The organism is Nostoc sp. FACHB-888, from assembly GCF_014696655.1.
In the GTDB taxonomy this organism is placed as follows: domain Bacteria; phylum Cyanobacteriota; class Cyanobacteriia; order Cyanobacteriales; family Nostocaceae; genus Nostoc.
This window is the reverse complement of record NZ_JACJQM010000012.1, coordinates 128,560-153,138: the sequence shown is the minus strand read 5'-3', so window position 1 is coordinate 153,138 and position 24,579 is coordinate 128,560. Positions and strand designations below refer to the sequence as shown.

Genomic DNA, 24,579 nt, shown 5'->3' with positions numbered 1-24,579 from the left:
CCGTGACCGGAGGGAACTTGGGTTTAAGACCCCCACCAAATTTTTAATTTGGTGGCTTTTATTCAGGAGGGGTCTGAATCCCCTTGTGAATAAGACCTTCTACCTTCTGCCTTCTGCCTTCTGCCTCCTTCAAAAAATATTAAATAAACTCTTATTTAAGTGCATTATTGACAAGTTAAGTGTAAATATTTTTAATAAAATTAATTTTGTCTTAACCTGTAAACAATGATTTAAGCATAGGCTGTAGTTATCACTAAGCTTCAATGATTAATCCTTTACTAAAAGGATTAATCATTGCTGAATCAAAATTAAAAAATCTTATCTTGGAGCTAAGAATGAAAGGTTTTATCACACGTAAAATTGCCCTTATAGTTACTTTAGCCACTGTAAGTCTTGGCTTGAGTGCTAACAAAATTTTAGCTGACGTTGGAATTACCAAATTAGCTGATATCCTTCAAATCAATGTTACAGGCAAATGGTCTGCTTTAAGATTCATTGGTTTGACCTCAAATAATACTCTTGTAAATATAGATCCGAGTGGATTTGCCAAAGCAATTAAAGTCAAAGGAATTGACGGCAACTTACAAGGTATTGACTTCCGTCCAGCAAACGGTTTGCTTTACGGTGTCACAGATACTGACAACATATACACCATCAACTCTATAACTGGTCAGGCGACCTTTGTGAGCAAACTATCTAGCAGCTTTGATGGAGGATTTCAGTCAGGGTTTGACTTCAATCCCGTACCAGATCGTTTACGGACAGTAGGTAGCAATGACCAAAACTTCCGTACCAATGTAGATACTGGTGCGGTTACTGTCGATAAAACCCTAGCTTATGCTAGTGATGATGTCAACGCTACAGTTGACCCCAACATTACCGCTGTCGCTTACATAAATTCGGTTGCTGGAGCCACATCAACTCAACTTTATGGCATTGACTATGATCTTGATGTTTTAGTACTACAAAACCCACCCAATGATGGCACTCTCAGAACGATCGGCAAGCTTGGTGTTAACTTTGCACCGATAAGCGGGTTCGACATCTTTACAGATGCACAAGGCAAAAATACTGCCTATGCACTGTCTGGTTCAGTTCTTTACACTATTAACCTATCTACTGGCACTGCAACTAAAATCGCCGATGTACCTAAAGGTAACTTCATTGGTTTAGCCGTTACATCTAAGTAGGCATCCCAAGCTCGACTTAATCTATTTGTTAAAAGCGTAAACGCGTATACTCTGCTCTTGATTGTTAAGATATTCAATCGAGAGTAGGCGCTTCAGATTTTTCTTAAGACTTTGTTTGTGTAGCCGCGAATTCCAGTCCCCCTGCCTCTAACTTGACACCTATGAGCAAGTAGATCCCCCCAGCCTGCCTTAAAAACGGGGACTTTGATTCCGGTTCCCCCCTTTTTTAAGGGGGGTTAGGGGGGATCTTTATACAACTTGATACTTTTAAAACAACCTCTAAGACGTAGGAGAAATCAACTGACCAATACGCTTGAGAATTTGCAAAACGGCGTATAGTTCTCTCACGGATGCAAACGGAGCAAAGACCCTTGACAAATCGTACTGTGGTGTATTTGTTTGCGTCACTTTAACAAATAAAATATCGTCTCCATTCGTCACCATCCCAAACACAGGTTTACTGGGGTTGGGGTTAGCCATCATATAAGCTAGGGCTTGCGGTACAGCCGCCCAAACTGACAGCGTGGTTTTTTTTGACTCCAACACCATCACCCACAATTGCTGTTGTAACACTAAAACGGCAATCCGCCCGCGCAGTATCTCTTCGCCATCATCTAGCACTAGTTCCACGGATGATTCGGCCTTAATTCTGAAAGGAGGATCGTAAAATCCAGAGAGTGCAAGTATTGGTGAAACTAACAACAACATAACTGTCCCTTCTAGTAAATCACCTCCAGCACGGTGATAAAGATACCTGCGCCGCACGACATCCACAGAAGCTTTTTCCGCTTCTGTAATTTCAGACAATCCCTCATACCACTCTGGAAAAAATTTCTCGTCTTCAACACGGACAAAACCGAATCGATTTTCTGCATCCTGAAGAGTGGTAATTGCTTGTGTAATTGCTGCCGTTTGAGTCATTGCTTCTAGGTAACAGTTGCTTTGCTACATTATCAACATCAGTGCATCTTTCTTATCGCCAATTGGCGCTATCGCATTGTTATATCACTATAAAATTCTAAATTACTCCCCCAGGACGCTGCACAAACTCCCTTGGGAGGATGCTTCTACTTATGAAATCAGTATCCAATATATCAGGAAGTAAGCGACATCTTGAAAGGAGACTGATTGAATGAATTTGCAGGCGATTTGGAAGTTATTACAAGAGACATTCAAAGAATGGAGTGAGGATAAAGCCTCACGGTTAGCGGCGGCGTTAGCTTATTACACGATTTTTTCTATTGCACCGTTGTTAATTATTGTAATTGCGATCGCAGGGGCAGTATTTGGAGAAGAAGCGGCAAGGGGTCAAATCGTTGGACAAATTCAAGGTTTAGTCGGGCCAGATGGTGCAGAATTTATCCAAACAGCCATTCAGAATGCTAATAAACCCAAAACAGGAGCGATCGCTTCGATTATTAGTATCGTAGTTCTCCTAGTGGGTGCTACTGGGTTATTTACCGAGTTGCAAGATTCCCTTAACACGATTTGGGAAGTGAAACCGAAACCTGGACGTGGCGTAACGAACATTATTCGCCTACGCGTTTTGTCTTTTGCAATGGTGATAGGTATTGGCTTTTTACTTTTAGTTTCTCTGGTAATTAGTACGGCATTAGCAGCATTATTAACATACTTTAGTAACTTAGTGCCAGGTGTGGATTTTCTCTGGCAGATTATCAATTTTCTCCTCTCTTTTGCCATTACTACGTTTCTATTTGGACTCATTTTTAAAGTTCTACCAGATGTCGAAATTGGTTGGAGTGATGTTTTAATTGGAGCTATGCTCACCTCCTTTTTGTTTTCTATTGGTAGATTTTTGTTAGGACAATATTTAGGTAATGGCAGTTTTGGTTCAGCCTATGGTGCAGCTGGCTCACTTGTGGTAATCTTAGCTTGGGTTAACTATGCCGCACAGATTCTTTTCTTCGGTGCGGAGTTTACCCAAGTTTATTCCAGAAGGTACGGCAGCGGCATAACCCCATCTAAACATGCCATACCTTTATCTGATAACACGGAATCTAATGGCAAGGCTCAAAGGGGGCAATCGTCTACTAATAAAAAGCCCTCTCCTAACTTTATTAATCGCTTATTCCAGTCTTTCAAGAAGCCCAAGCGTTTAAAACAGAGAAGAAAAAATCAGCGATTTTAATCTCTCAATACTGGAATTCTATGTTTGTAACTCTGATAGATGTTGAAGTATTTAACCTCTAATAAAAGTTAGTCTTATGAAATAAGATCACAGATAAATAACTTGATACTGGATTTTTCCAGAAGTCTATTGAAAAAAGAAGAAAATCAATGCTAATGGAAAAATGGTTTTTTATCGATTGGCAGGCAATCTTCATTCCTAGCATCAGCATCTTTGAGTTAATTATCCGTGGTTCACTGGTTTATTTAGCGCTGTTCTCAGTGCTACGTTTTCTTCCTAGCCGACAACTAGGAACACTAGGAATTACTGATTTACTCGTAGTTGTGCTATTTGCTGAAGCTGCCCAAAACGCTATGGCAAGTAATTATACATCGATTACTGAAGGCGCTATTCTGGTAGGAACTGTGATTTTCTGGAGCTATTTACTAAACTGGTTAGGTTACAAAATACCCCAGTTCCAACGTTTTATGAATCAGCCACCGCTTTTACTGGTAAAAAATGGTCGGATGATTCAGCGCCATTTGCAACGAGAGTTAATTACGGACGATGAGTTGATGAGCAAGTTACGCCAGCAAGGTGTGGAATTTTTAGCAGATGTGAAGTTTGCATATATGGAGGCTGACGGTAGGATTAGTATCATCACCTTTGACTCCAAAACTAATCCCGTCCCTGAGCAAAAAGCAGTAGTAAAAAGCGATGTACATTAATTAAACTGTAAAATATGACGGTTGTATTCTGTGCCGAACTGTGATTGAGCGTTATACTTTGCCCGAAATGGCTAATCTATGGAGTGAAGCCTATAAGCTAAAAACTTGGCTGCAAGTCGAAATTGCTGTTTGCGAAGCTCAAGCTGAACTAGGTTACATTCCATCTCAGGCGGTTGAAGAAATTAAAGCCAAGGCAGATTTTGATCCAAAGCGGGTGTTGGAAATTGAGGCTGTAGTCCGCCATGATGTGATCGCTTTCCTAACAAATGTCAACGAATATGTTGGTGAAGCTGGACGCTACATTCACCTGGGTTTAACTAGTTCGGATGTTTTGGATACAGCTTTAGCACTGCAATTGGTTGCCAGTCTAGATATATTATTGCAACGTCTGGAAGATTTGATTCAAGTAATTCGTCAAAAAGCAGGAGAGCATCGTCATACGGTGATGGCTGGCCGATCGCATGGTATTCATGCTGAACCGATTACTTTTGGTTTCAAGCTAGCTGGGTGGTTAGCAGAGGTGTTGCGACACCAAGAACGCCTGAGAATTCTCCGCGAAACGATTGCCGTGGGTAAGATTTCTGGTGCGGTGGGAACCTATGCAAATGTTGAACCCCGTGTGGAAGCGATCGCTTGCCAAAAACTCGGACTTAAACCCGATACGGCATCAACACAAGTTATTTCCCGCGATCGCCACGCTGACTATGTGCAACAATTAGCTTTGGTCGCGGCATCCATCGAACGTTTTGCTGTAGAAATTCGCAATCTACAAAAAACAGACGTTCTGGAAGTTGAAGAATTCTTCTCAAAAGGCCAAAAAGGCTCCTCGGCAATGCCACACAAGCGCAATCCCATCCGTTCGGAACGGCTGACGGGAATGGCGCGACTCGTCAGAAGTCATGCCGGTGCAGCTTTAGAAAACGTTGCTCTTTGGCATGAGAGGGATATTTCCCACAGTTCTGTAGAACGCGTGATTTTGCCAGATGCTTGTACTCTGACACATTTCATGTTGTCAGAAATAACCGACTTGGTGAAAAACCTATTGGTCTATCCTGAAAACATGGAACGAAATCTCAACTGCTACGGCGGCGTTGTATTCAGCCAAAAAGTGCTACTTGCCTTAATAGACAAGGGAAGCAGCCGGGAAGAAGCTTATGCGATCGTTCAAGAAAGCGCTCACGCCGCTTGGAACAAGCCAGAAGGCAATTTCCAGGACTTAATTAGCAAAGATCCTCGTGTTACCGAAAAGTTATCCCCAGCAGAATTAGAAGTCTGTTTCGACCCCCAGCAGCATCTCCAGCATTTAGAAGAGGTTTATCAACGGTTAGGAATTTAGGATTAATTTGCTTGTAGTGAGCGTTTAAGCGCTCACTACTAACTTGTTACCCAAACAATACGCAAATTTGATCAAAGAAGATATATTAAGATACCAAAAATATTTAGTATTCCCTTGTTGAAGACTGTAAGTTTGGTGCTGGAATTATTGCCAGGCCTGGGTAGTATAAATAACAGATATTTACTTCTTTATTAGTGCTTCGAGTGCCTTAATGATTGAAATCTTAGCCACACTTTCTGCCTCTGCGGCAGCAGGGATGAGAATAGGTACACCTCTGCTGATTATTGGGTTATTGCAAGGTAGTAACTTGTGGTCACAAGTCCCAGTTTTATCTCACATTTCTCCACCTATTTTATTAGGCTGCCTCACCTGTTGGTCTTTAGTTGAATTGTTAGCCTCAAAAAAGTTATGGGGGCAAAGATTGCTACAACTGGTTCAGTTATTTATGTCTCCCCTCGTGGGGGCAATTATGGGGTTAGCAGTAGCTAGTGCAACAGCAGCACCACACTGGCTGATTGCCTTTATTGGAGGTTTATTAGCTTTAGTACTCCAGCTAGTTCAAGTTGGTTGGTTCTATCGCTTACGCGGCTTACCGTTGTGGGCAGTCTTTCTTCAAGATACCTTGTGTGTTGCTTTAGTACTTTTTGCCTTTGATGCTCCCTGGCAAGGAGGAGTAATTGCTTTAATACTGCTCTGGTTTGCAGTTCGTAGCGCGAAGGAGTGGTATAACTGGTATCACAAAAGGGCATAGGGCATGGGGCATGGGGTAAAGTTTAAATATCAGGCTTAGATGAGGTTACGCTACCCCTAAAGTGGTAGAGAACTTTTCCTAAAACAGAAGATACACAAACGTTGGAACAAAGCAAGAGGAAGAAGAGTTTTCCAATACCCAATACCCAATACCCAATGCTCAATGCCCAATATCCTTTACTGCAAAAGCCCAATCATGTGCAAGAAACCGTGACCGGTAATCAGCTCGATGATTAAGGCAATGAAGCCCAGCATGGCAATCCGACCATTCCATACTTCAGCACTAGTAGTCAGACCCCATTCCCAACGCTCTTGAGGGTACATTTTCACCCTTTTTTTCATTTGGGCAGCTTGCGAAAGCTTGAAACTGGGATTTTTCAGCGCATTAATCACTAAGTCTGCAAGTGCATTAATAAATACTGGATGGGTATTGGGAGCAGGAACACGACGGAAGTTGTGAATTCCTGCTTCTTCTGCTACTTCCCGATACTCAATATCAATTTCTTGCAGTGTCTCAATATGCTCTGAGACAAAACTGATTGGCACAACAACCAAATCTTTCACACCTTGTGCGCCTAGTTCTTTGAGGGCATCTTCAGTATAAGGTTGGAGCCATTCTACTGGGCCAACGCGACTTTGGTAAGCTAAGGTGTGGGCATTGGGACGATTGAGGGTCTGCATTATTAATGCAGTGCATTCCTCAATTTCTTGCTGATAAGGGTCGCCAGCCTCTTCAACGTAGCTTTTAGGGACACCGTGAGCACTGAAGAATATATGAACCTCGTCTGGATTAGGAAACTGCTTAAGTTCCTGGGCTATAAGTTCCGACATTGCTTGGAGGTAGCCTGGTTCTTTGTACCAAGAAGGAATGACGGTGTAATCAATGGGTTGAAGCTTTGGGTCTTCTTGCCAAAGTTTATCTAAAAGCCGGAAGCTAGAACCACTGGTACTGATAGAAAACTGGGGATACAGTGGTAAGATTACCAAGTGTTCTATTTTATCTTGAGTGATCTGTGCGATCGCTTCTTCTGTATAGGGATGCCAATAACGCATTCCAACGTAGATATTGGCTTCTTGTCCCAAATAACCCAACTGTTCTTTTAAAGCTTCTCCTTGGGCTTCTGTGATCTGCCGTAGTGGGGAACCGCCACCGATTTGCTTATAATTCTCTTGAGATGTTCTGGTTCGCCGCGAGGCAATAAACCAGGCTAGGGGCTTTTGCAACCAGCGAAATGGTAGGCGAATAATTTCCGGATCGGAAAATAGGTTGTACAAGAACGGCCCGACATCCTCGAGCTTATCGGGGCCACCGAGATTGAGTAATAAGACGCCTACACGACCCATAGCAGTTACTTTCCCCCGATCTTTTCAGGTTTTTTACTAATGTTAACAATATATCTTTATTAAATAATAAAGCTTAATAGCAAGGAAATATGCAATGGCAACAATTTTAAGGGATTGGAGTTACCGTTATCAGTGGCTGTATGATGCTATCTCTCATTTAGCACCCTTAAGTTTAGGTGGTGAAGCCCGTTTTGGGCGAGTTGCTTTGCAAGGCTTAACAATTCACTCAGATACTCAGGTTTTGGATTTATGTTGCGGCAGTAGTCAAACAACGCAATTTTTGGTAAAAATATCACAAAATGTAACAAGATTGGACGCTTCACCCAAATCTTTGCAACGGGCAGGGCAAAATTTACCTGAAGCACCTATGTTGAAGCTTTTGCTGAGGAAATGTTATTTGCAGATAATCTATTTGATGTGGTATGTATCAGCGTTGCATTACATAAAATGCAGCCTCAGCAATTGCGAAAAATTATTAATGAAGTTTATCGCGTGTTGAAGCCAAGAGGAGTGTTTAGGCATTGAATCTTGTCTTTATTTTTATTTCCGTAACCTAACGTTTCAATCCCTAATAGGGATTTTCATGAATTGCAATTCACTGGGGAAATAGTTCGCCAGATGATCCAAGAGTTTCAATCCCTAATAGGCATCATGTAAAAATAAGTTGTACAAAATTTATTTGGAATAGCTTGCTAAATCTAGCTTTCGCACAAAAATTGTTCAGGTTATTTTTACACAAATCCATAGGGATTTTCATGAATTGCAATCTCAGGTTTTAAGTAGAACGAGGTGGAAAAACCAAAGTATGTAAAGATAAGTAAATGCCAATACGTGCGGCTTTTTCCTGACAACAGCGACAGACCAAGAACGCTTCGACACCAAACAAAGCTAATATTACGATAAACTAATTCATAAATTGTAATATTTGTTGTCGTACTACTGTACTGATAACCAACAATAAAGTTTTCGCCAATTCAAGGTAGAGATGATGAAAGAAATAACACGCCGCAAATTTATCGCAACTGCCACCTTAGCAACGGGTTTTGCCCTGGCAGTGCAACCCATTTCGGCTCAAGTCATCAGCACTGAGGCTAAGGGTTTAATAGCTGGTGCAGTGAAAATTCCTGTCAAAGATGGCGAAATTCCTGCCTACAGAGCAGTACCTGCAACTGGTGAAAATTTCCCAATTGTTCTAGTACTCCAGGAAATATTTGGTGTACATGAGCATATTCAGGATGTCACTCGTCGCTTTGCTCAATTGGGGTACTTGGCGATCGCACCGGAATTATTTATCCGTCAAGGTGATGTTACTAAGTTAAGCAATATAGACGAAATTCGCCCAATTGTTGCTAAAGTACCAGATGCCCAAGTGTTATCTGATCTTGATGCCACGGTAAACTGGGCAGTGAAATCAGCTAAGGGTAATACTGATAAATTGGCTGTTACAGGCTTTTGCTGGGGCGGTCGCATAACTTGGCTATACGCAGCACATAATCCCAAGGTGAAGGCAGGTGGAGCGTGGTACGGGCGACTCGTAGGTGATACTACCGAGCTTCAGCCCCAATATCCTGTTGATATTGCGTCAAAACTGACAGTCCCCGTTCTCGGACTCTATGGTGGGAAGGATACAGGTATTCCCCTTGATACAGTAGAGCAGATGCGCGAGCGCTTGAAGTCCAGCAGCAGCAAATCTGAAATCATCGTCTATCCCGACGCACCACACGCTTTTTTTGCTGATTATCGCCCCTCCTACCGCGAGGAAGAAGCTAAGGACGGTTGGAAACGTCTTTTGACATGGTTTAAACAGCATGGCGTGTAAAAAAGAGGAAAAGGGGCAGGGGGCGGGGAGCAGGGGGGGAATCCCCATACATGAATGTAGCTGCTCTCTAACTCTTGTGGCAGACTAATTCTAGTATCTTTCTCCCTGCCCCCTTTCCCCTTCCCCCTGCCCCCTGCCCCCTGCTCCCCTGCTCCCCTGCCTCTTTGGTAAGTCTGCAAAACAAAAAAAGCCTCCTGGTATGGGAGGCTTAAAAGTTAGCGGAGAAAATTTATCAATCTACTACTGTGTAGCTACAGCGATCACTCCTCCTAATGCAGAGAAAATCGCGGAGACAGTTGCTGTGGCAAACAGCCACCAAGATGCTGAAGCTGCGGCTTTGCGGGTTTCTTCTGCTTGCCGCTGTGCTTGATGCTTCACTTCTTCGAGACGGCGTTGCGCTTCATGCTGTATGCGTTCTGCACGTTGCAATACTGTGTTGCGGGCCCGTTCAATTTGGTCGATGACCCGGTTGGCATCTTCCTCAGAGATGTCCTCACGAGAACTCATAATTGCTACTAGGGTATCACGGTCAAAAGAAGATAGGCGATCGCGCAGGGCATCAAACCCTGCCTGGGGATCGTCAAAAAATGTGCGGACATCGCGCTTGATATTATCATAGTTAAGTTCTGGGCGATCCAAGGAATTTAGATAGTTACGAATGCGGGCAAAAACCCCATCAATCGCATCTTGAATGCCTCGTTGGATGTTCCGTACTTGTTCTACAAATTGATCCCTGACGGACACAATGCTATCAGCAATCCGCGTTGCTTCTTCATCGGACATATCTTCCCGAATTTTCAGCAAGGCGATGATAGTAGAACGATCAAAATGGGAAAGGCGATCGCTTAAAGTTTCTACCCCAACTCGCGGATCGTGTAACAGTAGTTGCAAGTCGCGTTTAATACCTTCTGGATTAAGTTCTTCCTTGCCAGTTTGACGCAAATACTCTTCCAAATAAGCTTTGAATGTTTCCGCTCTTTGCTGTGTGCGCGTAGCTAAACGACGAGGCGCACGCACAAAGTTGCGAATCGAAGTCTGTGTGGAATCAATGATTTGATTGACTTGTTCTTCACTCAAGTCTTGACGTTGACTGAGCAACTTCACTAGTGTATCCCGGTCTACCTGTGACAACCGACGGCGCAGTGCTACGGCTCCCTCTTTGGGATTTTCAAACAATCGGGTCAAATCCCGTTGAATACCTTCTGGATTCAATTCTTGTTTACCAGTATTCCGCAGGTAATCTGCGATCGTGGTGGTAACAGAGTCGTATTGCTCTTTGGCTTTATCCGCTACAGCTTGGGGTGTGTGGCGAATACTATGCCACGACTCCTCAGCAGAATTGATGATTTGATTAACTTTATCTTCACTCAAATCTTGCCGTTGACCCAACAATTGCACCAAGGTATCGCGGTCAAAACGAGACAATCTCGCTCGAATTGAGGTAATTCCAGCTTGGGGATCTTCCAGTAACCTTTTAAACTCTGCGCGGATAGCATCAGGATTAAGTTCTTCTTTTCCTGTATTACGCAGATATGATTCTACATTCAGCCACAGGGTTTCTGCTTGATATTGGGCCTGTTCTGCTAGTCCTTTAGATTCTACCAAGACGCGATCGCGTTGTTTTTCCAACTCGTCCAGAATGCTGTCTACTTCATATAGTTGAACATCATTCCGTTCCAGTAATATCGCCCGAATTTCCTGACGATCAAGGTGCGCTAGTCGCAATGTCAGAGTTTCATAATCTGCATCTGGATCTTGCAACAGTAGTTTAAAATTCTGCTCAATGCCAACGGGTGTCAAATCTGCTTTTGGGGTAACCAGCAGATAACTTTCTACTGCACGTTGCAAGTCTTGTACGATCTCTCTTTCTTCGATACCTCTAACTGTCACTATCACATCTTGGCGGACAGCTTCTAACTGATCTGCAATGCGCTGAATTTGGGCTTGGGTAAGCAGTCCTCGTTGTTGCAGAATATTGGCGAAATCGTTGCGGGATAGACGTTCTAGTTCCCTACGGACTATTCCAGGGTCGGCTGCTGGGTCGTAAATAACATCACGAAATTCTTGGGCAATTCTTTCCTGACTTAGTTGCCAAGCATAAGTGTTGTGCAGGTAGTTTTCGACATCAGCCCGAATTGGGCTATAGGGTTGTGATGGTGTTGGCAGTCCTAACTTATCTGCTTGTTGGGTGACTTTATCTTTGGCAGTGGTGAGGCTACGCAAGATTTTTTCCACATCCAAATCAGGCAAATCTGCCCGTCCCATCACAGTGGCGGTTAAGGCCGATAGTGCTTGCTGGATTGTACTTTGCATTGGGCCAGGGGCTGCCTTTTGGTTTTGGTCAGCTTCTTTGGAACCACCTTGTTCTGCTAATAACCGATCCAGTTTGGCGTTGAGTTCATCTGTTTTGTTTTGTCCTGCTGGAAGTGATTTTAGATAATCCATCAACTCACCCAGACGGTCTTGGGTGGGTGATTGCTGACCGACTACCTGTTGCCAAACTTTATATAATGTATCAGCAATGCGGTTAATGTCTTTTTTGGAAAGATCGGTGCGACTGCCAACTAACTCGATAAACTTCTGGCGGTCGATGTTGCGGATATCTGGAGTCCCTGCGATCGCTTTTAATTGCGGATCGTTGAGTAAATTTTCAAAGTCACTCCGAATTTTCGATACATCTAGTTCAGGGGGACGGATCTTTTCTAAGTAATCCTCTATATTCTCCCGGATACTTGTAGGGTCGATGGCGCTCCCTAGCTCTCGACGGACAGCGGCGGCTGCGGCTTCAGCTGTTGCTACAACTTGGTTATTGACAGCTTTTGCACCTAGTGCGGCGGTGGCTGTCCCCATAATTGCCTGAAAACCAGAAGTTGCCGTATTAACGACTGAACCAATTAAGGAACCTACGGTGGTGGAACTTACCCAAACGAGCAGCAAAAAGTAAGCGCCCCAAATTACCAAACCGAGAATCGCCCCCAATACTGGGTCTAAGATTACAAGGCTCAATTTAACCGCAAGAAAAGAAGCAATTAATAAGGCGATCGTCACAGTGACTAATGTCCAAATCCCCACTGCGGTGCCAATTTTGCGAATGTTACCGCCCAAACTTCCGGCTTCCCCAGTATTATCTGAATCCGAGTCAGATGAGTGCCCCAGATAGGAAATACCGGCTGCAAGGGAGAGATTAGTTAAAACTAATTGGAAAGCAAAGGCTAAAATCACGCCGGAGATTAAAGCCACAAAAAAGCGCGGCCCGGAAGTGAGAACCGATGCCTGTGCTGGCGTGACGTTTGAGGGATCTACTGGAATCTGTGCCACCCACAATAGTGGTTTGTAGAGTCCTAGCATGATTTCCGTACTTTGGAACATTGTATTTCCTTCTACTAAGTTTAAATTTGGGGAATTAAGAATTTCTTGAGAAGCAACTCTTAGTATTTATGTTTGTACCTATGGCAATACCTAACTCTTCACTAGCTCAGAATCCTGGAATTTAGCTGTTTAAAGCATCTCTCTAAAGATTGAAAAGTGTATCCAGCGGAAGATATAACTTTTACTATGTCGGTGGAAATCTTAATCAAATTGCCACCTACTATTAATTATGTATAACTAATTTTTAATTTTTAATTACTTTATTTGTAGCAATTGATTCTGTTTAAATTATGGTTCGTTCCCAGCGACTTTACACTTATTTACATATTTGTTTTTGGTCACCCTCTCAAGGTGGATTTGTCTAAAAAAATACCTTTCAGATAATCGTCCAGAAGAAGTGCCCGCGGTTTGTACCCACAGGCATAAATATGTCTGGTTATAAACAGCTACATTAAAGTTAACAAATCAAACGAAACGTTGAGGACAAACAAATGGCAACTAGTTCTTCTATATATTTGCCACTATTTCCAACAGAATGAATCGCAAAGATCGCAATAAATTCTGTTTGGCTAGACTCCTCAAACCAAAATTTGGAACGTTCGTTTTGTAATTATTGGCTTCTTGCCTATTTACTTTTGGGATGTAGCCGATTATAGCGTTCTAAGTGAAGTACTAAGCATCATTGGCTACTAAAGCATTAAATACTTGAAAAATTACTAGATATTGGAGAAAAAAAATGGCAACTCAAGAAACTCGTCCTTCTACTGATTTACCACCTGTTGCAGCAGAATACAACGGTGTAGACCGCAACGCATTTCTGTTTGGCTGGACACCTCAGACCGAACTTTGGAATGGTCGCTTGGCAGCAATTGGTTTTCTAGCCTATTTATTGTGGGATTTGGCTGGTTATAGCGTTGTTCGTGACGTTTTGCACTTAGTTGGCTACTAGAGTATTAAACACCTGAAAAATTACTAGATATTGGAGAAAAAAATGGCAACTCAAGAAACTCGTCCTTCTACTGATTTACCACCTGTTGCAGCAGAATACAACGGTGTAGACCGCAACGCATTTCTGTTTGGCTGGACACCTCAGACCGAACTTTGGAATGGTCGCTTGGCAGCAATTGGTTTTCTAGCCTATTTATTGTGGGATTTGGCGGGCTATAGCGTTCTTCGTGACGTTCTACGCATAGTTGGCTACTAGAGTATTAAACACCTGAAAAATTACTAGATATTGGAGAAAAAAATGGCAACTCAAGAAACTCGTCCTTCTACTGATTTACCACCTGTTGCAGCAGAATACAACGGTGTAGACCGCAACGCATTTCTGTTTGGCTGGACACCTCAAGCCGAACTTTGGAATGGTCGCTTTGCAGCAATTGGTTTTCTAGCCTATTTATTGTGGGATTTGGCTGGTTATAGCGTTGTTCGTGACGTACTGGGTCTAATTCGCTAGTAAATAAGTAAAGATTGAACACCTGAAAGATTACTAGATATTGGAGAAAAAAATGGCAACTCAAGGAACTCGTCCTTCTACTGATTTACCACCTGTTGCAGCAGAATACAACGGCGTAGATCGCAATGCATTTCTGTTTGGCTGGACACCTCAAGCCGAACTTTGGAACGGTCGCTTGGCGGCTATTGGATTCCTTGCCTATTTGCTTTGGGATTTAGCAGGTTATAGCGTCTTAAGGGACGTGCTACACCTAATTAGTTATTAGCAATAGCTCAGGATTGATAAGTGTCTAAGTATAAGTTAAAGATAGTACTCAGTAACCCGGCTTCTTACCAAAAGCCGGGATTTATCTCCTGAGCATTTTATATTTAATTAGGTTCACCTTTGCCTACCTAGAGCAAAAAGCGAACCAACATATACAAAGCTGAAGTTACTAGTTGCAATACCATTACTGGAATACCGTAGTGGAGAAAAGTTTTAAACGAGATGCGGCGTCCATGCTGCTCAGAAATCCCGGCGGCTACGATATTAGATGATGCACCTACTAATGTGCCATTACCTCCCAGAGTTGCACCAAACATCATCGCATAAAAAAGCGGTAACACTTCTGGGGGAAACTGCCCTTGAAAGTCTTGTGCTAAAACTTCTGTGGGTGCTAATCCCACAGTAACAATGTATTGTTTAAGTAAGGGAACCATCCCCACCACTAAAGGAATATTGGGCACTACGCTAGATAATATACCTACAAAAAATAGCAAAACTAGGGAACCCAGGACAATATTTTTTCCTAAAATTACTGCTAATACTCCTGATAAACCATTAATTACGCCTGTTTTTTCTAGTCCTCCAATTAATACAAAAATACTCATAAAAAATATTAATGTACTCCAGTCTACATCCCGCAAAATGTTGTTGACTGAGTCAATTTTGCTATGGTGAGATAAAAGCAAAGCTAAAGCTGCTCCTAACAAAGCTACGGCAGCAGGCGAGATCGGAACTGGTAGAGATTCTCCAATGACAAAAAATAGCAGGACAAAAAATACAATAACTGCACCTAAGCTCAAAGCTCGTGGATGATTGATTTGTGGGTGTGGCAGTTCTTCAAGATTATCTAACTGTGTATTCCAAATTTTACGGAATAAAAATGGTAGTGTTGCAATTACTACGACAACGGCAATTACTCCCCCTAAACTTAATTTAAACAAATAATCTATAAAGCTGATATTCACAGCATCGCCAACGATAAATGTAGCTGGATCTCCAACTAAAGTAAGTAGTCCGGCACTATTAGCAACAAATACCATTAAAATTAATAAGGGTACAAAATTTATCCCAACTTCCTGCGCCATTGGGGGAATTAAAGGTGCTAGCAGCATTACTGTTGTGGCATTTGGCAAAACTGCACAGATGGGTGTCACAATAGCTACAATACCAAGTAATAGACGCTTGCCTTGTCCCTTAGCTATGAGTACTATTTGAGTGGCTAAATAATCAAATATCTTAGTAGGTTCAAAAGCCCGTACTAACACCATAACTCCAAAGAATAAACCGAGTGTTCCATGACTGTTGCCGATGTAACCAACAGCTTCTTCTAAAGTCATGACGTTGGTAAAAACTAATAACAATGCTCCTAATAATGCAGCAATTGTGAGATGTATCCATTCTGTCATCACTAAGATAATGACGCTGATAAATGTAATCACACTGAGGATTGCTTGCCAGTTTTCCACATCCTACCTCCTAAAGTTTAATTTGTTACATAATACCGAAAAAAGCCACCTAATTTTAGGTGACTCTCTATGATTAAAATTAGATAAAAATTACTGAAATTCTGAACAGTGATTATTCATCAATACAACTGGGAATACCCAAAACGGCGCAGGGGAAATTAGAACCTAGAGCCTCAATCATCGGATGATCAACAGATTTGCAACCGAGAAATAAAATATCGGCAGTTTCTGATTCAACAACTCTGTTAAGTTCTGTGGAAATCCTGCCAAACCGCAAATGAGATTTGAAGGAACCCTGCCATTCTTCAGCCAGACTTCGGGCTTGCCAGAGAATTATATCTGCTTGTTGCAGGGGAGTTACCACTGTTTGCAATTGGGGTTGAGTTAATACCTGTGTGGCAGATTTTGATATTTCACTGACTTGACACTCCAATTGAGGCTGTTGTTCTGCAAAGGTTAAGATATTTGAATACTGGCTACTTTGATTATCTTCTATCACATAAACGGCTTGAACTGTGACTTCTGCATTAGTAGCTAAACGCGTTTGATGAGCAATCCAAAAAGCGATATCTAGCGCCGTATGACTGTTAGGAGATGCGTCATAGGCAACAATTAAATTAACTGCCTTTTCTCTTTGAGGTTTTTTAGAAAAAGGTTCTTTTGGTTCTGGTACTAGTACCATTTGTTCAATTAAGTCATCTCGACCTACGGCACTTTGCAGACGTGCTAACATTGGCTTAATTTGCACAGCTTTACTTCTCCCAATGAAATGATTTAGTAATGAGAGGCAGGGTGCTTAATTTTAGATTTTGGACTTTGGCTACACTCAGTCGAACGATTTTGGATTTTAGATTGAGTGACGATAACCAAAAGTTCAAATCTTAAATTAATCAAGGAAACCCCAATAATAACTGTATTACAGCCAAACTCTTGGGGGTTCCTTCCATTGCCTACGGAGTTAGCTGACGGGCTAAGACTGGAAGGTGTCTCTCGTTAGATTAGCCCCAAACATTGGTTCCTCCGTTCCAAATTCAGCTTTGATGAATTTGAATTAGGCTACCCACTAAAAAAGATGATAATCTAATTTACTCGTCTTGGGCAAAATATCGATCAAGGAAATTCAGGGCGTGGTTGCGGAGTTCAAAATATTCTTTTGAGTTTCGCATGGCGGCGCGATCGCGTGGATGCTCAAAAGGAACTTCTAAAATCTCTCCTATACTAGCAGATGGGCCATTGGTCATCAAGACGATGCGATCGGACATATAGATTGCTTCATCTACATCATGGGTAATCATCATTACTGCTTGACGATTATTTTCCCAAATATCCAATACCTGGCGTTGCAATTTGCCACGAGTTAGCGCATCTAGTGCCCCAAAAGGTTCATCCATCAGTAACATTTTAGGACGAATTGCTAAAGCTCTGGCAATCCCTACTCGTTGTTTCATACCTCCAGAAATCTCATCAGGATATTTGTCAGCCGCCGCCGTCAAGTTTACCATTGCCAAGTGTTCATTTACAATGCTAATTTTTTCAGCCCGGTTAGCATTTTTTAGCACTTCATCCACAGCTAAACGGATATTTTCTCGCACAGTTAACCAAGGTAACAGCGAATAATTCTGAAATACCATCATCCGTTCGGCTCCTGGCTTATGAATTTCTTTTCCATCTAGCCTTACTGAGCCTGAAGTTGCTTTTTCTAAACCAGCTACTATCTTTAGTAGGGTTGATTTTCCACAACCAGAGTGACCAATTACAGAAATATATTCATCTTCCCCAATCGTCAGATTAACCCCATCTAAAACGACAAAGTTTTCTTTATCAGGTGTCGGATAAGACTTGACTAAATTTTCAATTTCTAAAAATTCAGGACGGGGCATAACTTTGGTCTGGGTATTAATAGGTAATGAAGTATATTCCATGATCAAATGCTCCGGCAATAATTTAGTTATCAGTCAATAGTTGAACTTGGGATTTAAGACATGAAAAAGTTAGTGGGAGCGTTAGCCCTGATGGCAAAACTATTCAGATAACCCACCGGATCACTGGGGTCGAAGCCTTTCTTATCTATAAATACTTCTGGTGATTCGACCTTGTAATCATCCTTGGGAGACTCGATGCCTATTTCAGATGCTATCTCCCGATATAAATCTGTTCTCCAGCCAATTTCTGCTAATTTTTCAGCATCTTTGGGGAATTCCTTAATTTGTCCCCACCGTGCTGCTTGTGTCATCATCCAGATACTTCTTGATCTCCATAAGAATGTGGAGTGTTCTGCTGGCTGTTTAGGAAGGTTATCAGGAATATCGAAGAAAATCGTGGTGTCAGCGGCTTTGATGGTGCGGTCTTTGCCGTCAAAGCCGCCATAGTTGTAGTTGCCGAGAATTCCCGGACTTGTAAACTTCGCAATTGGGGCATCTTTCTTTTTAGGTCTAGCACCTGTAAAGGAACGGTCTGTTATTAGTTCGGCGACTTCTTGGCGGTTTTCTGCTTTGCTGCAATACTGACAAGCTTCAATCATCGCTTTGACTAAAGAACGATAGGTTTTGGGATGTTTTTCGATGAAAGATTCCATCACCCCCAAAAGTCGATCTGGGTGTCCCAACCAGACTTCTTTGCCTTGTGCAAAGGTAAAACCAATGTTTTCATTACCTGTTATTGCTCGTGTATTCCAGGGTTCTGCAACCATGTAAGCTTGCATTGCACCAATCCGCACGTTTGTCACCATTTGGGGCGGCGGAACGATGATGACGCGAAACTCTTTAAGCGGATCAACACCAGCGGCGGCGGATAAGTAACGGATAAAGTATTCGTAAATGGAGGAACTTAGAACAACTGCCCATACTTTGCCTTCTGCGGGTTGCTTCTCAAAGTAGTTTCGGAAATCGCGCCCAAAGGCTTCTAAAGCGCCATCGCCATATTTTTCTTGATACTCGTACCACGGACGCAGCCCAAAATCCCACATGGCTTTGTTCATCGTCATGGCGTTACCGTGGCGGTGGATGGTCATGGCTGCACACAAGGGGGCATGGCGTGCGCCTTCAGCACCAATTCTGGCGTTGGTAACTGCACCAGATACCACAGGTGAGGCATCCAGGCGACCAAAAATTACACCATCGCGGGAGGTGGCCCAACTGGCCTCGCGGTTGAGTGTAACGTTCAAACCATACTTGCGGAAGAAGCCTTTTTTCCAGGCGATCGCAAATGGCGCACAATCATTAACGGGTACATAACCAACAGTAAGATCGGCTTTTTCTAAGTCGCCGCTTTTAACTACTGGTTGCACAGCTAAAGCTTCTTCGGTCAATCCTTTGGCTGATCGATCTCCTGAAATTCCACAGGAGGACAGCGCCATTCCCGCCGTTGTTGCTCCTATTCCCTTGATAATATCTCGTCGAGTCCAGTTAATATCACCCATTTTTGTAGCTCCATTGGTGATTGATTGCTCAGGCTCTAGGCGCAAAGTTCCATTATCAAACAGAATTTAGTAGTCAGGATTTAGTTGGGTATTCTGACCGAAAAAGCGAATGAATAAACGGCGTCTTTGCATCCCAGCAAATCTGTGGTTTTGTGGTTACTGAGCAAGGCGTAAATGTAGTCAAGAAGACAGTGGCGGGTTTAAATCCCCCACGAAGAATGATTATGAACTCTTCTTCAAATCTTGCTGTTTCGATAGCAGCCAAATTTTGTTAGTTGGAAGTTTTAGGGCGATGGGTTACTAATTCTTGGATTTTGTCCACGGCGTAATCCAGGATTAACCCAGTTACACCAATTACCAACACAGCTAAAAAGACTGAACTCAGGTTTAAGCGACTCCATTCATCCCAAACAAAAAAACCGATTCCAATACCGCCTGTGAGCATTTCTACGGCAACGATTACTAGCCAAGCTATCCCTAAACTAATTCTCAAACCTGTAAAAATATATGGCAAACTTGCAGGCCAAATAATTTTTGTAATCCGTCGCCAACGGGGCATTTCTAGCACTCGTGCTACGTCTAAATAATCTTTGGGAACGCTAGAAACTCCTAAAGCGGTATTAATAATTGTTGGCCATAAGGAGGTAATAAAAATTACAAAAATGGCTGAAGGATCTGCCAAATTGAAAATTGCTAAGGCGATGGGCAACCAAGCTAAGGGCGATACAGGTTTAAAAATTTGAATGATGGGATTGAGTGCTAGCATTGCCGGTCTGGACATCCCAATTAGAAATCCCAGAGGAATCGCTACTACCGCACCTAACAAGAATCCTATTAATACCCGGCGCAGACTTGCGATTAACAGCCAACCAATTCCTAAGTTGCCGGGGCCTCGCTGGTAGAAGGGATTTAAGATGTAATCTAAATTAGCGATTAGCGCTTCTGGGGGGGTGGGCATCAATTCATGGTTTGCAAGTGCAATAATCCACCACAATACAATTATTCCCAAAAAGCCCAATACGGGTAGAAAGAAGACATCTCTTTGGATGACAGGTTTTGTCTTTTTCCACGCAGCTTGTCCTGCGATCGCAGCGATCGCGGCCAAATTTAGTTGAAATATCATTTACGACCTCAACAGATTTAAGTGCAGGTACAAAAAATCCGAGCAGTACCAGCCTTGGACACCGATGAGATCGGAACATCATAAAAATGCCGTTCTCTTCAGTCTCCTCTCAATGCCTACGAAGTTAGCTGACGGGCTAGGGCTGAGAGATGCCCTTCTGAAGAAAGTTATGAGTTATAAGTTATGAGTTATAAGTTAAGTATTTAGTAAACTAACTTTCAACTCCCCACTCTCAACTCCTGACTTTCTATGAGATACGCCCCACAATTTGGTTCCTCCGCTCCAGCGTTATGCACTGTGACACGCTGGATTAGGCTGACTTACTCTAATGGATACTAAATTATGCACAATATAACATCGACGCTCAGTAAAAGCTATCTATCTTATGATAAATATTATTTACTTGAATACTGAGATCAAGTGCCTCTATTTGTTTTTTGGTAATAAACAAAATTTATATTTTTAGTTGTGTTGTGAGTAAAGTCTTGCACAGACAGCTAAACAATATAGTCGAGTCAAGCATCAATATTGTTACGTGCTTGATTAATATTTATTTATATGCATTAATTTTGTTAGTAGTTTTTTATACACGGCCAATCAACCATTAATCAGTAAACAAAATAATATTATAATATATTCCTTTTGGTAGGTGAACTAAATTATTAATTTTGGTAAAAACTCACTCCACTCGCTAAACTAATTGGATATGGAAGTTTATTCATCTATCTTTGTAGTTAAATTTAACAAAATGGATTTTAGTCAAGTACTGGCTGAAAAAAAGGACACCATCATAGATAAATGGATTACAGCAGTTCGCAAGGATAGACGGATTGAAAGTGCTGATGATTTATCTTATACAGCAGTAAAAGATCATATCCCTGATGTCTTACAAGCAATGGTAACAGTGCTTTCAAAATCTCAGGATAATGATATTCAGTCAATAGTTACTGCTAGTTTCCAACATGGAGCTATTCGAGCTGAACAAGGCTTTGATCCAGCAGAAATTGCCAGAGAATATCATCTGCTGCGAACAGTAATATTTGATGCTCTACAAGCAGATTTCTTGAATGGAACACCTGTAGAGATAATTCGTTCCATGCGTTTGATTGACGCTATCATAGACGAAGCGATCGCTCGCTGTTTTAAGAGTTATGTTGAGGAGCGGTTGCGAGAATTACACCAGTTGCAGTTATCATTAACACTCCATAATGATGAACTCACACGCTTGATTAGTGCAAATCAAGAGTATCTTTCGCAACTAGCCCATGAATTGAAACATCCCTTAACTTCCATTATTGGTTACTCGGATCTGTTTTTGCGCCAACAACGGCGGAAGACTGAGATAAAAGACAACTATACCAATTTAGAACATATTGAGCGCGTGTTACGCAACGGTAGACAGTTACTCCATCTGATCAACGATGTATTAGAACTTTCGCGGCATGATGCAGGGCAGATAAAACTCCAACTAGCACCTACCGATGTGCGTGAATTAATTAATAATGTCTGTGAAATGTTGGAACCTTTAGCTGCTGGGAAAAATTTAAAAATTGTAGTAGATTGCGATGGCTTCGCCAACGCCAAAGGCGAACGCACTCCCAAAAAATTAATCACAGATCCTTTTCAATGCCAACAAATTATTACAAATCTTATTAGTAATGCGATTCGCTATACAGAGTCGGGGACTATTATTATAATGTGTCAGATGTTGGAGAATCAGAAATGGGCGATCACAGTTTCTGACACAGGAATTGGCATTGCACCCGAAAACCAAACCCAGATATTTGAACCTTATTTTCGCGTAAGTTCTAGCGATCGCCCTTATCTCCCTGATAGTACAGGATTGGGATTAGCGATCGTCTCCCGCTTAGTAAAACTACTCGAAGGTGAAATTAAGCTAGTCTCTGAAGTAGGCGTTGGTTCTACCTTCACCGTAATTTTGCCCTTACAAATAGAAAGTTGATTTCGCGCCAAGACGTAAAATTCTTCTTTTCGCCTTTGCGTGAAATCAAAAAACATTATTACAATAATCCTTGTTTTTTCAACTTATCTAGCGCATCCTCAGCAGCAGCTTTTTCAGCATCTTTTTTATTCCGTCCTTTACCTTCGCCGTAAAATTTTTCATTTACCAATACTTTTGCGATGAATTCTGGCGCGTGAGAAGGGCCTCCTATTTGTTCTGTAAAATATTTGGGGGGATTTGGAGTAACGTTGCGTTGCACCCATTCTTGAAAGCGATTTTTTGAGTCTACATTAGAACGAGACACAACTATATGCTTAGGATCTACAGAATCAAATAACGGTTCTATAATTGCGCGAACTGTTTCAATATTGGAATCATTATCTAAATAGTAAGCACCAAGTACAGCTTCAAAGGTGCTACTAAGCAAATTAGGATTTTGGAAGCCTCCGTCTCGAATTGCACCTTTTCCTAACCGCATCCTAAAGTCCAAACCTACCTCCTCGGCGAACTTTGCTAATTGTTTCTCATCTACTAGCGCCGAACGCCGCCGGGTTAATTCGTCTTCTCCCATTTCTGGGTGACACTTGTATAGATATTCGCCACTTAAGAAATTCAGCAAAGCATCACCGAGGAATTCTAGGCGCTCATTATGTTCGCCTTCTCCAGGGTTTTCATGGACATAAGAACGGTGAGTAAGTGCTTGTCGCAGAAGCTTTTCATTATGAAATATTAGAAGTTTGTGCATTTTTGTTTTTCCTCTTTTTGGTAGTTAATTGAATGGAAAAGGCGGACAAGATGCCCACCTTAAAAAATAAAATACTAATAAGATTCAGATGCTAGTTATAAACAGTTATTCTTGATTAAAAGAGGCGGATACAGACTGTTACCACGAGAATTGTTACATGGAAAGCAAGAAAGTCGTAAGTTTTCAAAAGAATTAGAACCGCCACGACTCTTAGGTAAAAGGTGATCAAATGTCAGATTTTTATGTGGGGTATTTTGACGACACCACCAACAGTAAGAACCATAAAAATCAATGAGTTGCTGCTTCTTATTACGTTTTTGTTTGGGATTCATTTTGTCGATGTTCCATTTCGCTTATTGTTTGGAACAGCATTGGAATATTAGGCATCTAAGGGTAACAAATTTATGCGGATAAAATAAATCAAAAATTAATTTTTTTATACCAAAAATTTGTTGTCTACGCTTTCGTTTGGTTCAAGTCTCAGCCGTAGAACTCCTGGCTTCCTACCAAGTTTCGCGTCATCCCCTCCCCTGAATATTTATCCAAACATCTCATCTTCCCGTTGAAAGCCTAATCAATCAGTTGACTTGACATTTTGCTAAATAATCAGCTGAAGGGATGACACGAAGCTCGGCAGGAAACTAGGAATTCTGCTGCTGAGACAACACCAAAAACCTGCGCTTTAGAGTGCGGTTATTTTGCTGTCTTAAGTACACATTGTCATAACTAATGCTGGATGTCAATATAGTTACTTATGAAGATTTCGTAAAAGCGTAGACGCGTAGCGGCTTGTTGTAAAACATCGCCTTCTATGGTATTCTTTCACAACCACTATTTTTTTAGTTAATAAATAATTTACGATTTACTTTGCGCGATCGCACCATACAAAATACCTAAAATCTTCTTAATATCCTTGATATAATATTCACTCAAATCAATCGAAACTACATTACCTTCAAGTTTGAGAAATTGCCAGATAGTACCGATAGTAACAGCACCATATATAGATTTGATGTGATTTCCACCTCTCTCGTTAAATAACTGAGCCGCTACCATTTCGGCAATACATTGGGCTAAACCAGACCTCAAATTCTCATTTTTACTTTCTACTAAGACAATTACCGGACTACGTACAAGCAACTGCTCTGAAGAAAGACTCAAAATAAAATCACAAAAGCCGTTTAATCCTCGCTGGCTATCAACAGTAAAGTCAACTCCCGAAAAAAAGCTGATTTCATAATTAAATTTGCGTCTAATCTCTAACAAAATTGGACTAATTATCATTTCACTCCGAGCTTTTTCGGAACTTATCGCTACTGCTAAATCAACATTTTCCCTCAGAAGAGTAGATAATAAATCACTGCACTCTTGCTCCTGTACATTTGCGAATAGTCCAGATGATTCGTGGATAACTAACCCAAAAGAATCAATAACTTCAATAAGTTTAAAATCACTATAAGCCATAAAACTAACTCTTTTG

General features: G+C 41.7%; 22 protein-coding genes, 1 pseudogene and 2 riboswitches. Of the genes and pseudogenes, 12 read left to right on the top strand and 11 right to left on the bottom strand.

The features are described from left to right. Positions 1–335 precede the first annotated feature (335 nt). Complete coding sequence (locus H6G26_RS10565; RefSeq protein WP_190729193.1) at positions 336–1,190, top strand: DUF4394 domain-containing protein; 855 nt, start codon at positions 336–338, stop codon at positions 1,188–1,190. A 279-nt stretch (positions 1,191–1,469) separates the two neighbouring features. On the opposite strand, the gene H6G26_RS10560 is transcribed toward H6G26_RS10565, so the two are convergent. Further along, the gene (locus H6G26_RS10560) at positions 1,470–2,111 is read right to left on the bottom strand and encodes a type I restriction endonuclease subunit R (protein WP_190729192.1); all 642 of its coding nucleotides are present in this window, start codon (positions 2,109–2,111) and stop codon (positions 1,470–1,472) included. A 211-nt stretch (positions 2,112–2,322) separates the two neighbouring features. Between H6G26_RS10560 and H6G26_RS10555 the strand changes: the two genes are divergently transcribed. From H6G26_RS10555 to H6G26_RS10540, 4 genes are all read left to right on the top strand, one after another. Next, positions 2,323–3,339: a YihY/virulence factor BrkB family protein gene (locus tag H6G26_RS10555; protein ID WP_190729191.1), complete on the top strand. Its 1,017-nt coding sequence runs from the start codon at positions 2,323–2,325 to the stop codon at positions 3,337–3,339. Positions 3,340–3,494: 155 nt separating this feature from the next. Further along, positions 3,495–4,046 carry a DUF421 domain-containing protein gene (locus H6G26_RS10550; RefSeq protein WP_190729190.1) on the top strand — a complete coding sequence of 184 codons (552 nt, stop codon included), beginning with the start codon at positions 3,495–3,497 and terminating at the stop codon, positions 4,044–4,046. A 40-nt stretch (positions 4,047–4,086) separates the two neighbouring features. Beyond that, on the top strand, positions 4,087–5,382 hold the full coding sequence (gene purB, locus H6G26_RS10545) for an adenylosuccinate lyase (protein WP_190729189.1): 1,296 nt from the start codon (positions 4,087–4,089) through the stop codon (positions 5,380–5,382). A gap of 211 nt (positions 5,383–5,593) precedes the next feature. Further along, positions 5,594–6,133 carry a DUF4126 domain-containing protein gene (locus H6G26_RS10540; RefSeq protein ID WP_190729188.1) on the top strand — a complete coding sequence of 180 codons (540 nt, stop codon included), beginning with the start codon at positions 5,594–5,596 and terminating at the stop codon, positions 6,131–6,133. 176 nt (positions 6,134–6,309) lie between these two features. Here H6G26_RS10540 and hemH read toward each other — a convergent pair whose 3' ends face one another. Next, positions 6,310–7,476: a ferrochelatase gene (gene hemH, locus H6G26_RS10535; RefSeq protein ID WP_190729187.1), complete on the bottom strand. Its 1,167-nt coding sequence runs from the start codon at positions 7,474–7,476 to the stop codon at positions 6,310–6,312. A gap of 94 nt (positions 7,477–7,570) precedes the next feature. Here hemH and H6G26_RS10530 point away from each other — a divergent pair. Together H6G26_RS10530 and H6G26_RS10525 are read left to right on the top strand one after the other, a co-directional pair. Continuing rightward, positions 7,571–7,992 (top strand): annotated as a pseudogene (locus H6G26_RS10530) (class I SAM-dependent methyltransferase); the annotation flags it as partial. Positions 7,993–8,464: 472 nt separating this feature from the next. Further along, on the top strand, positions 8,465–9,295 hold the full coding sequence (locus H6G26_RS10525) for a dienelactone hydrolase family protein (protein WP_190729202.1): 831 nt from the start codon (positions 8,465–8,467) through the stop codon (positions 9,293–9,295). A 240-nt stretch (positions 9,296–9,535) separates the two neighbouring features. Here the strand turns inward: H6G26_RS10525 and H6G26_RS10520 are convergent, their stop codons facing one another. After that, positions 9,536–12,664 carry an MFS transporter gene (locus H6G26_RS10520; RefSeq protein WP_190729186.1) on the bottom strand — a complete coding sequence of 1,043 codons (3,129 nt, stop codon included), beginning with the start codon at positions 12,662–12,664 and terminating at the stop codon, positions 9,536–9,538. A 736-nt stretch (positions 12,665–13,400) separates the two neighbouring features. Here H6G26_RS10520 and H6G26_RS10515 point away from each other — a divergent pair. Genes H6G26_RS10515 through H6G26_RS10500 form a run of 4 tightly spaced genes read left to right on the top strand, consistent with a single transcriptional unit; the run spans position 13,401 to position 14,385 of the window. Then, positions 13,401–13,613 carry a high light inducible protein gene (locus tag H6G26_RS10515; RefSeq protein WP_190729185.1) on the top strand — a complete coding sequence of 71 codons (213 nt, stop codon included), beginning with the start codon at positions 13,401–13,403 and terminating at the stop codon, positions 13,611–13,613. A gap of 42 nt (positions 13,614–13,655) precedes the next feature. Continuing rightward, the gene (locus tag H6G26_RS10510; protein WP_190729184.1) at positions 13,656–13,868 is read left to right on the top strand and encodes a high light inducible protein; all 213 of its coding nucleotides are present in this window, start codon (positions 13,656–13,658) and stop codon (positions 13,866–13,868) included. A 42-nt stretch (positions 13,869–13,910) separates the two neighbouring features. Next, the gene (locus H6G26_RS10505; protein ID WP_190729183.1) at positions 13,911–14,120 is read left to right on the top strand and encodes a high light inducible protein; all 210 of its coding nucleotides are present in this window, start codon (positions 13,911–13,913) and stop codon (positions 14,118–14,120) included. A 52-nt stretch (positions 14,121–14,172) separates the two neighbouring features. Beyond that, positions 14,173–14,385 carry a high light inducible protein gene (locus tag H6G26_RS10500; RefSeq protein WP_190729182.1) on the top strand — a complete coding sequence of 71 codons (213 nt, stop codon included), beginning with the start codon at positions 14,173–14,175 and terminating at the stop codon, positions 14,383–14,385. Positions 14,386–14,512: 127 nt separating this feature from the next. On the opposite strand, the gene H6G26_RS10495 is transcribed toward H6G26_RS10500, so the two are convergent. The 5 genes from H6G26_RS10495 to ntrB form a co-directional block, all read right to left on the bottom strand. Beyond that, complete coding sequence (locus tag H6G26_RS10495) at positions 14,513–15,850, bottom strand: SLC13 family permease (protein ID WP_190729181.1); 1,338 nt, start codon at positions 15,848–15,850, stop codon at positions 14,513–14,515. A 112-nt stretch (positions 15,851–15,962) separates the two neighbouring features. After that, positions 15,963–16,583 (bottom strand): universal stress protein, encoded by a 621-nt coding sequence (locus tag H6G26_RS10490; RefSeq protein WP_190729201.1) that lies wholly within the window; start codon positions 16,581–16,583, stop codon positions 15,963–15,965. 202 nt (positions 16,584–16,785) lie between these two features. Beyond that, positions 16,786–16,897: riboswitch (cyclic di-AMP (ydaO/yuaA leader) on the bottom strand. A gap of 38 nt (positions 16,898–16,935) precedes the next feature. Further along, positions 16,936–17,772, bottom strand: coding sequence for an ABC transporter ATP-binding protein (locus H6G26_RS10485; RefSeq protein WP_190729180.1), 837 nt, complete (start codon positions 17,770–17,772; stop codon positions 16,936–16,938). A gap of 53 nt (positions 17,773–17,825) precedes the next feature. After that, positions 17,826–19,268 (bottom strand): ABC transporter substrate-binding protein, encoded by a 1,443-nt coding sequence (locus tag H6G26_RS10480; protein ID WP_190729179.1) that lies wholly within the window; start codon positions 19,266–19,268, stop codon positions 17,826–17,828. Positions 19,269–19,539: 271 nt separating this feature from the next. Next, positions 19,540–20,391: a nitrate ABC transporter permease gene (ntrB, locus tag H6G26_RS10475; RefSeq protein ID WP_190729178.1), complete on the bottom strand. Its 852-nt coding sequence runs from the start codon at positions 20,389–20,391 to the stop codon at positions 19,540–19,542. 98 nt (positions 20,392–20,489) lie between these two features. Further along, a riboswitch (cyclic di-AMP (ydaO/yuaA leader) is annotated at positions 20,490–20,718 on the bottom strand. Positions 20,719–21,139: 421 nt separating this feature from the next. Between ntrB and H6G26_RS10470 the strand changes: the two genes are divergently transcribed. Beyond that, a complete protein-coding gene (locus H6G26_RS10470; protein WP_190729177.1) occupies positions 21,140–22,354 on the top strand; it encodes a HAMP domain-containing sensor histidine kinase in 1,215 nt (404 codons plus the stop codon). 58 nt (positions 22,355–22,412) lie between these two features. Here H6G26_RS10470 and rnc read toward each other — a convergent pair whose 3' ends face one another. The 3 genes from rnc to H6G26_RS10455 all read right to left on the bottom strand — a co-directional run bounded on the left by rnc (position 22,413) and on the right by H6G26_RS10455 (position 24,563). Then, positions 22,413–23,099, bottom strand: coding sequence for a ribonuclease III (gene rnc, locus H6G26_RS10465; RefSeq protein ID WP_190729176.1), 687 nt, complete (start codon positions 23,097–23,099; stop codon positions 22,413–22,415). Positions 23,100–23,194: 95 nt separating this feature from the next. After that, positions 23,195–23,431 (bottom strand): HNH endonuclease, encoded by a 237-nt coding sequence (locus H6G26_RS10460; RefSeq protein WP_190729175.1) that lies wholly within the window; start codon positions 23,429–23,431, stop codon positions 23,195–23,197. A 523-nt stretch (positions 23,432–23,954) separates the two neighbouring features. Beyond that, positions 23,955–24,563: a hypothetical protein gene (locus H6G26_RS10455; protein WP_190729174.1), complete on the bottom strand. Its 609-nt coding sequence runs from the start codon at positions 24,561–24,563 to the stop codon at positions 23,955–23,957. Positions 24,564–24,579 lie beyond the last annotated feature (16 nt).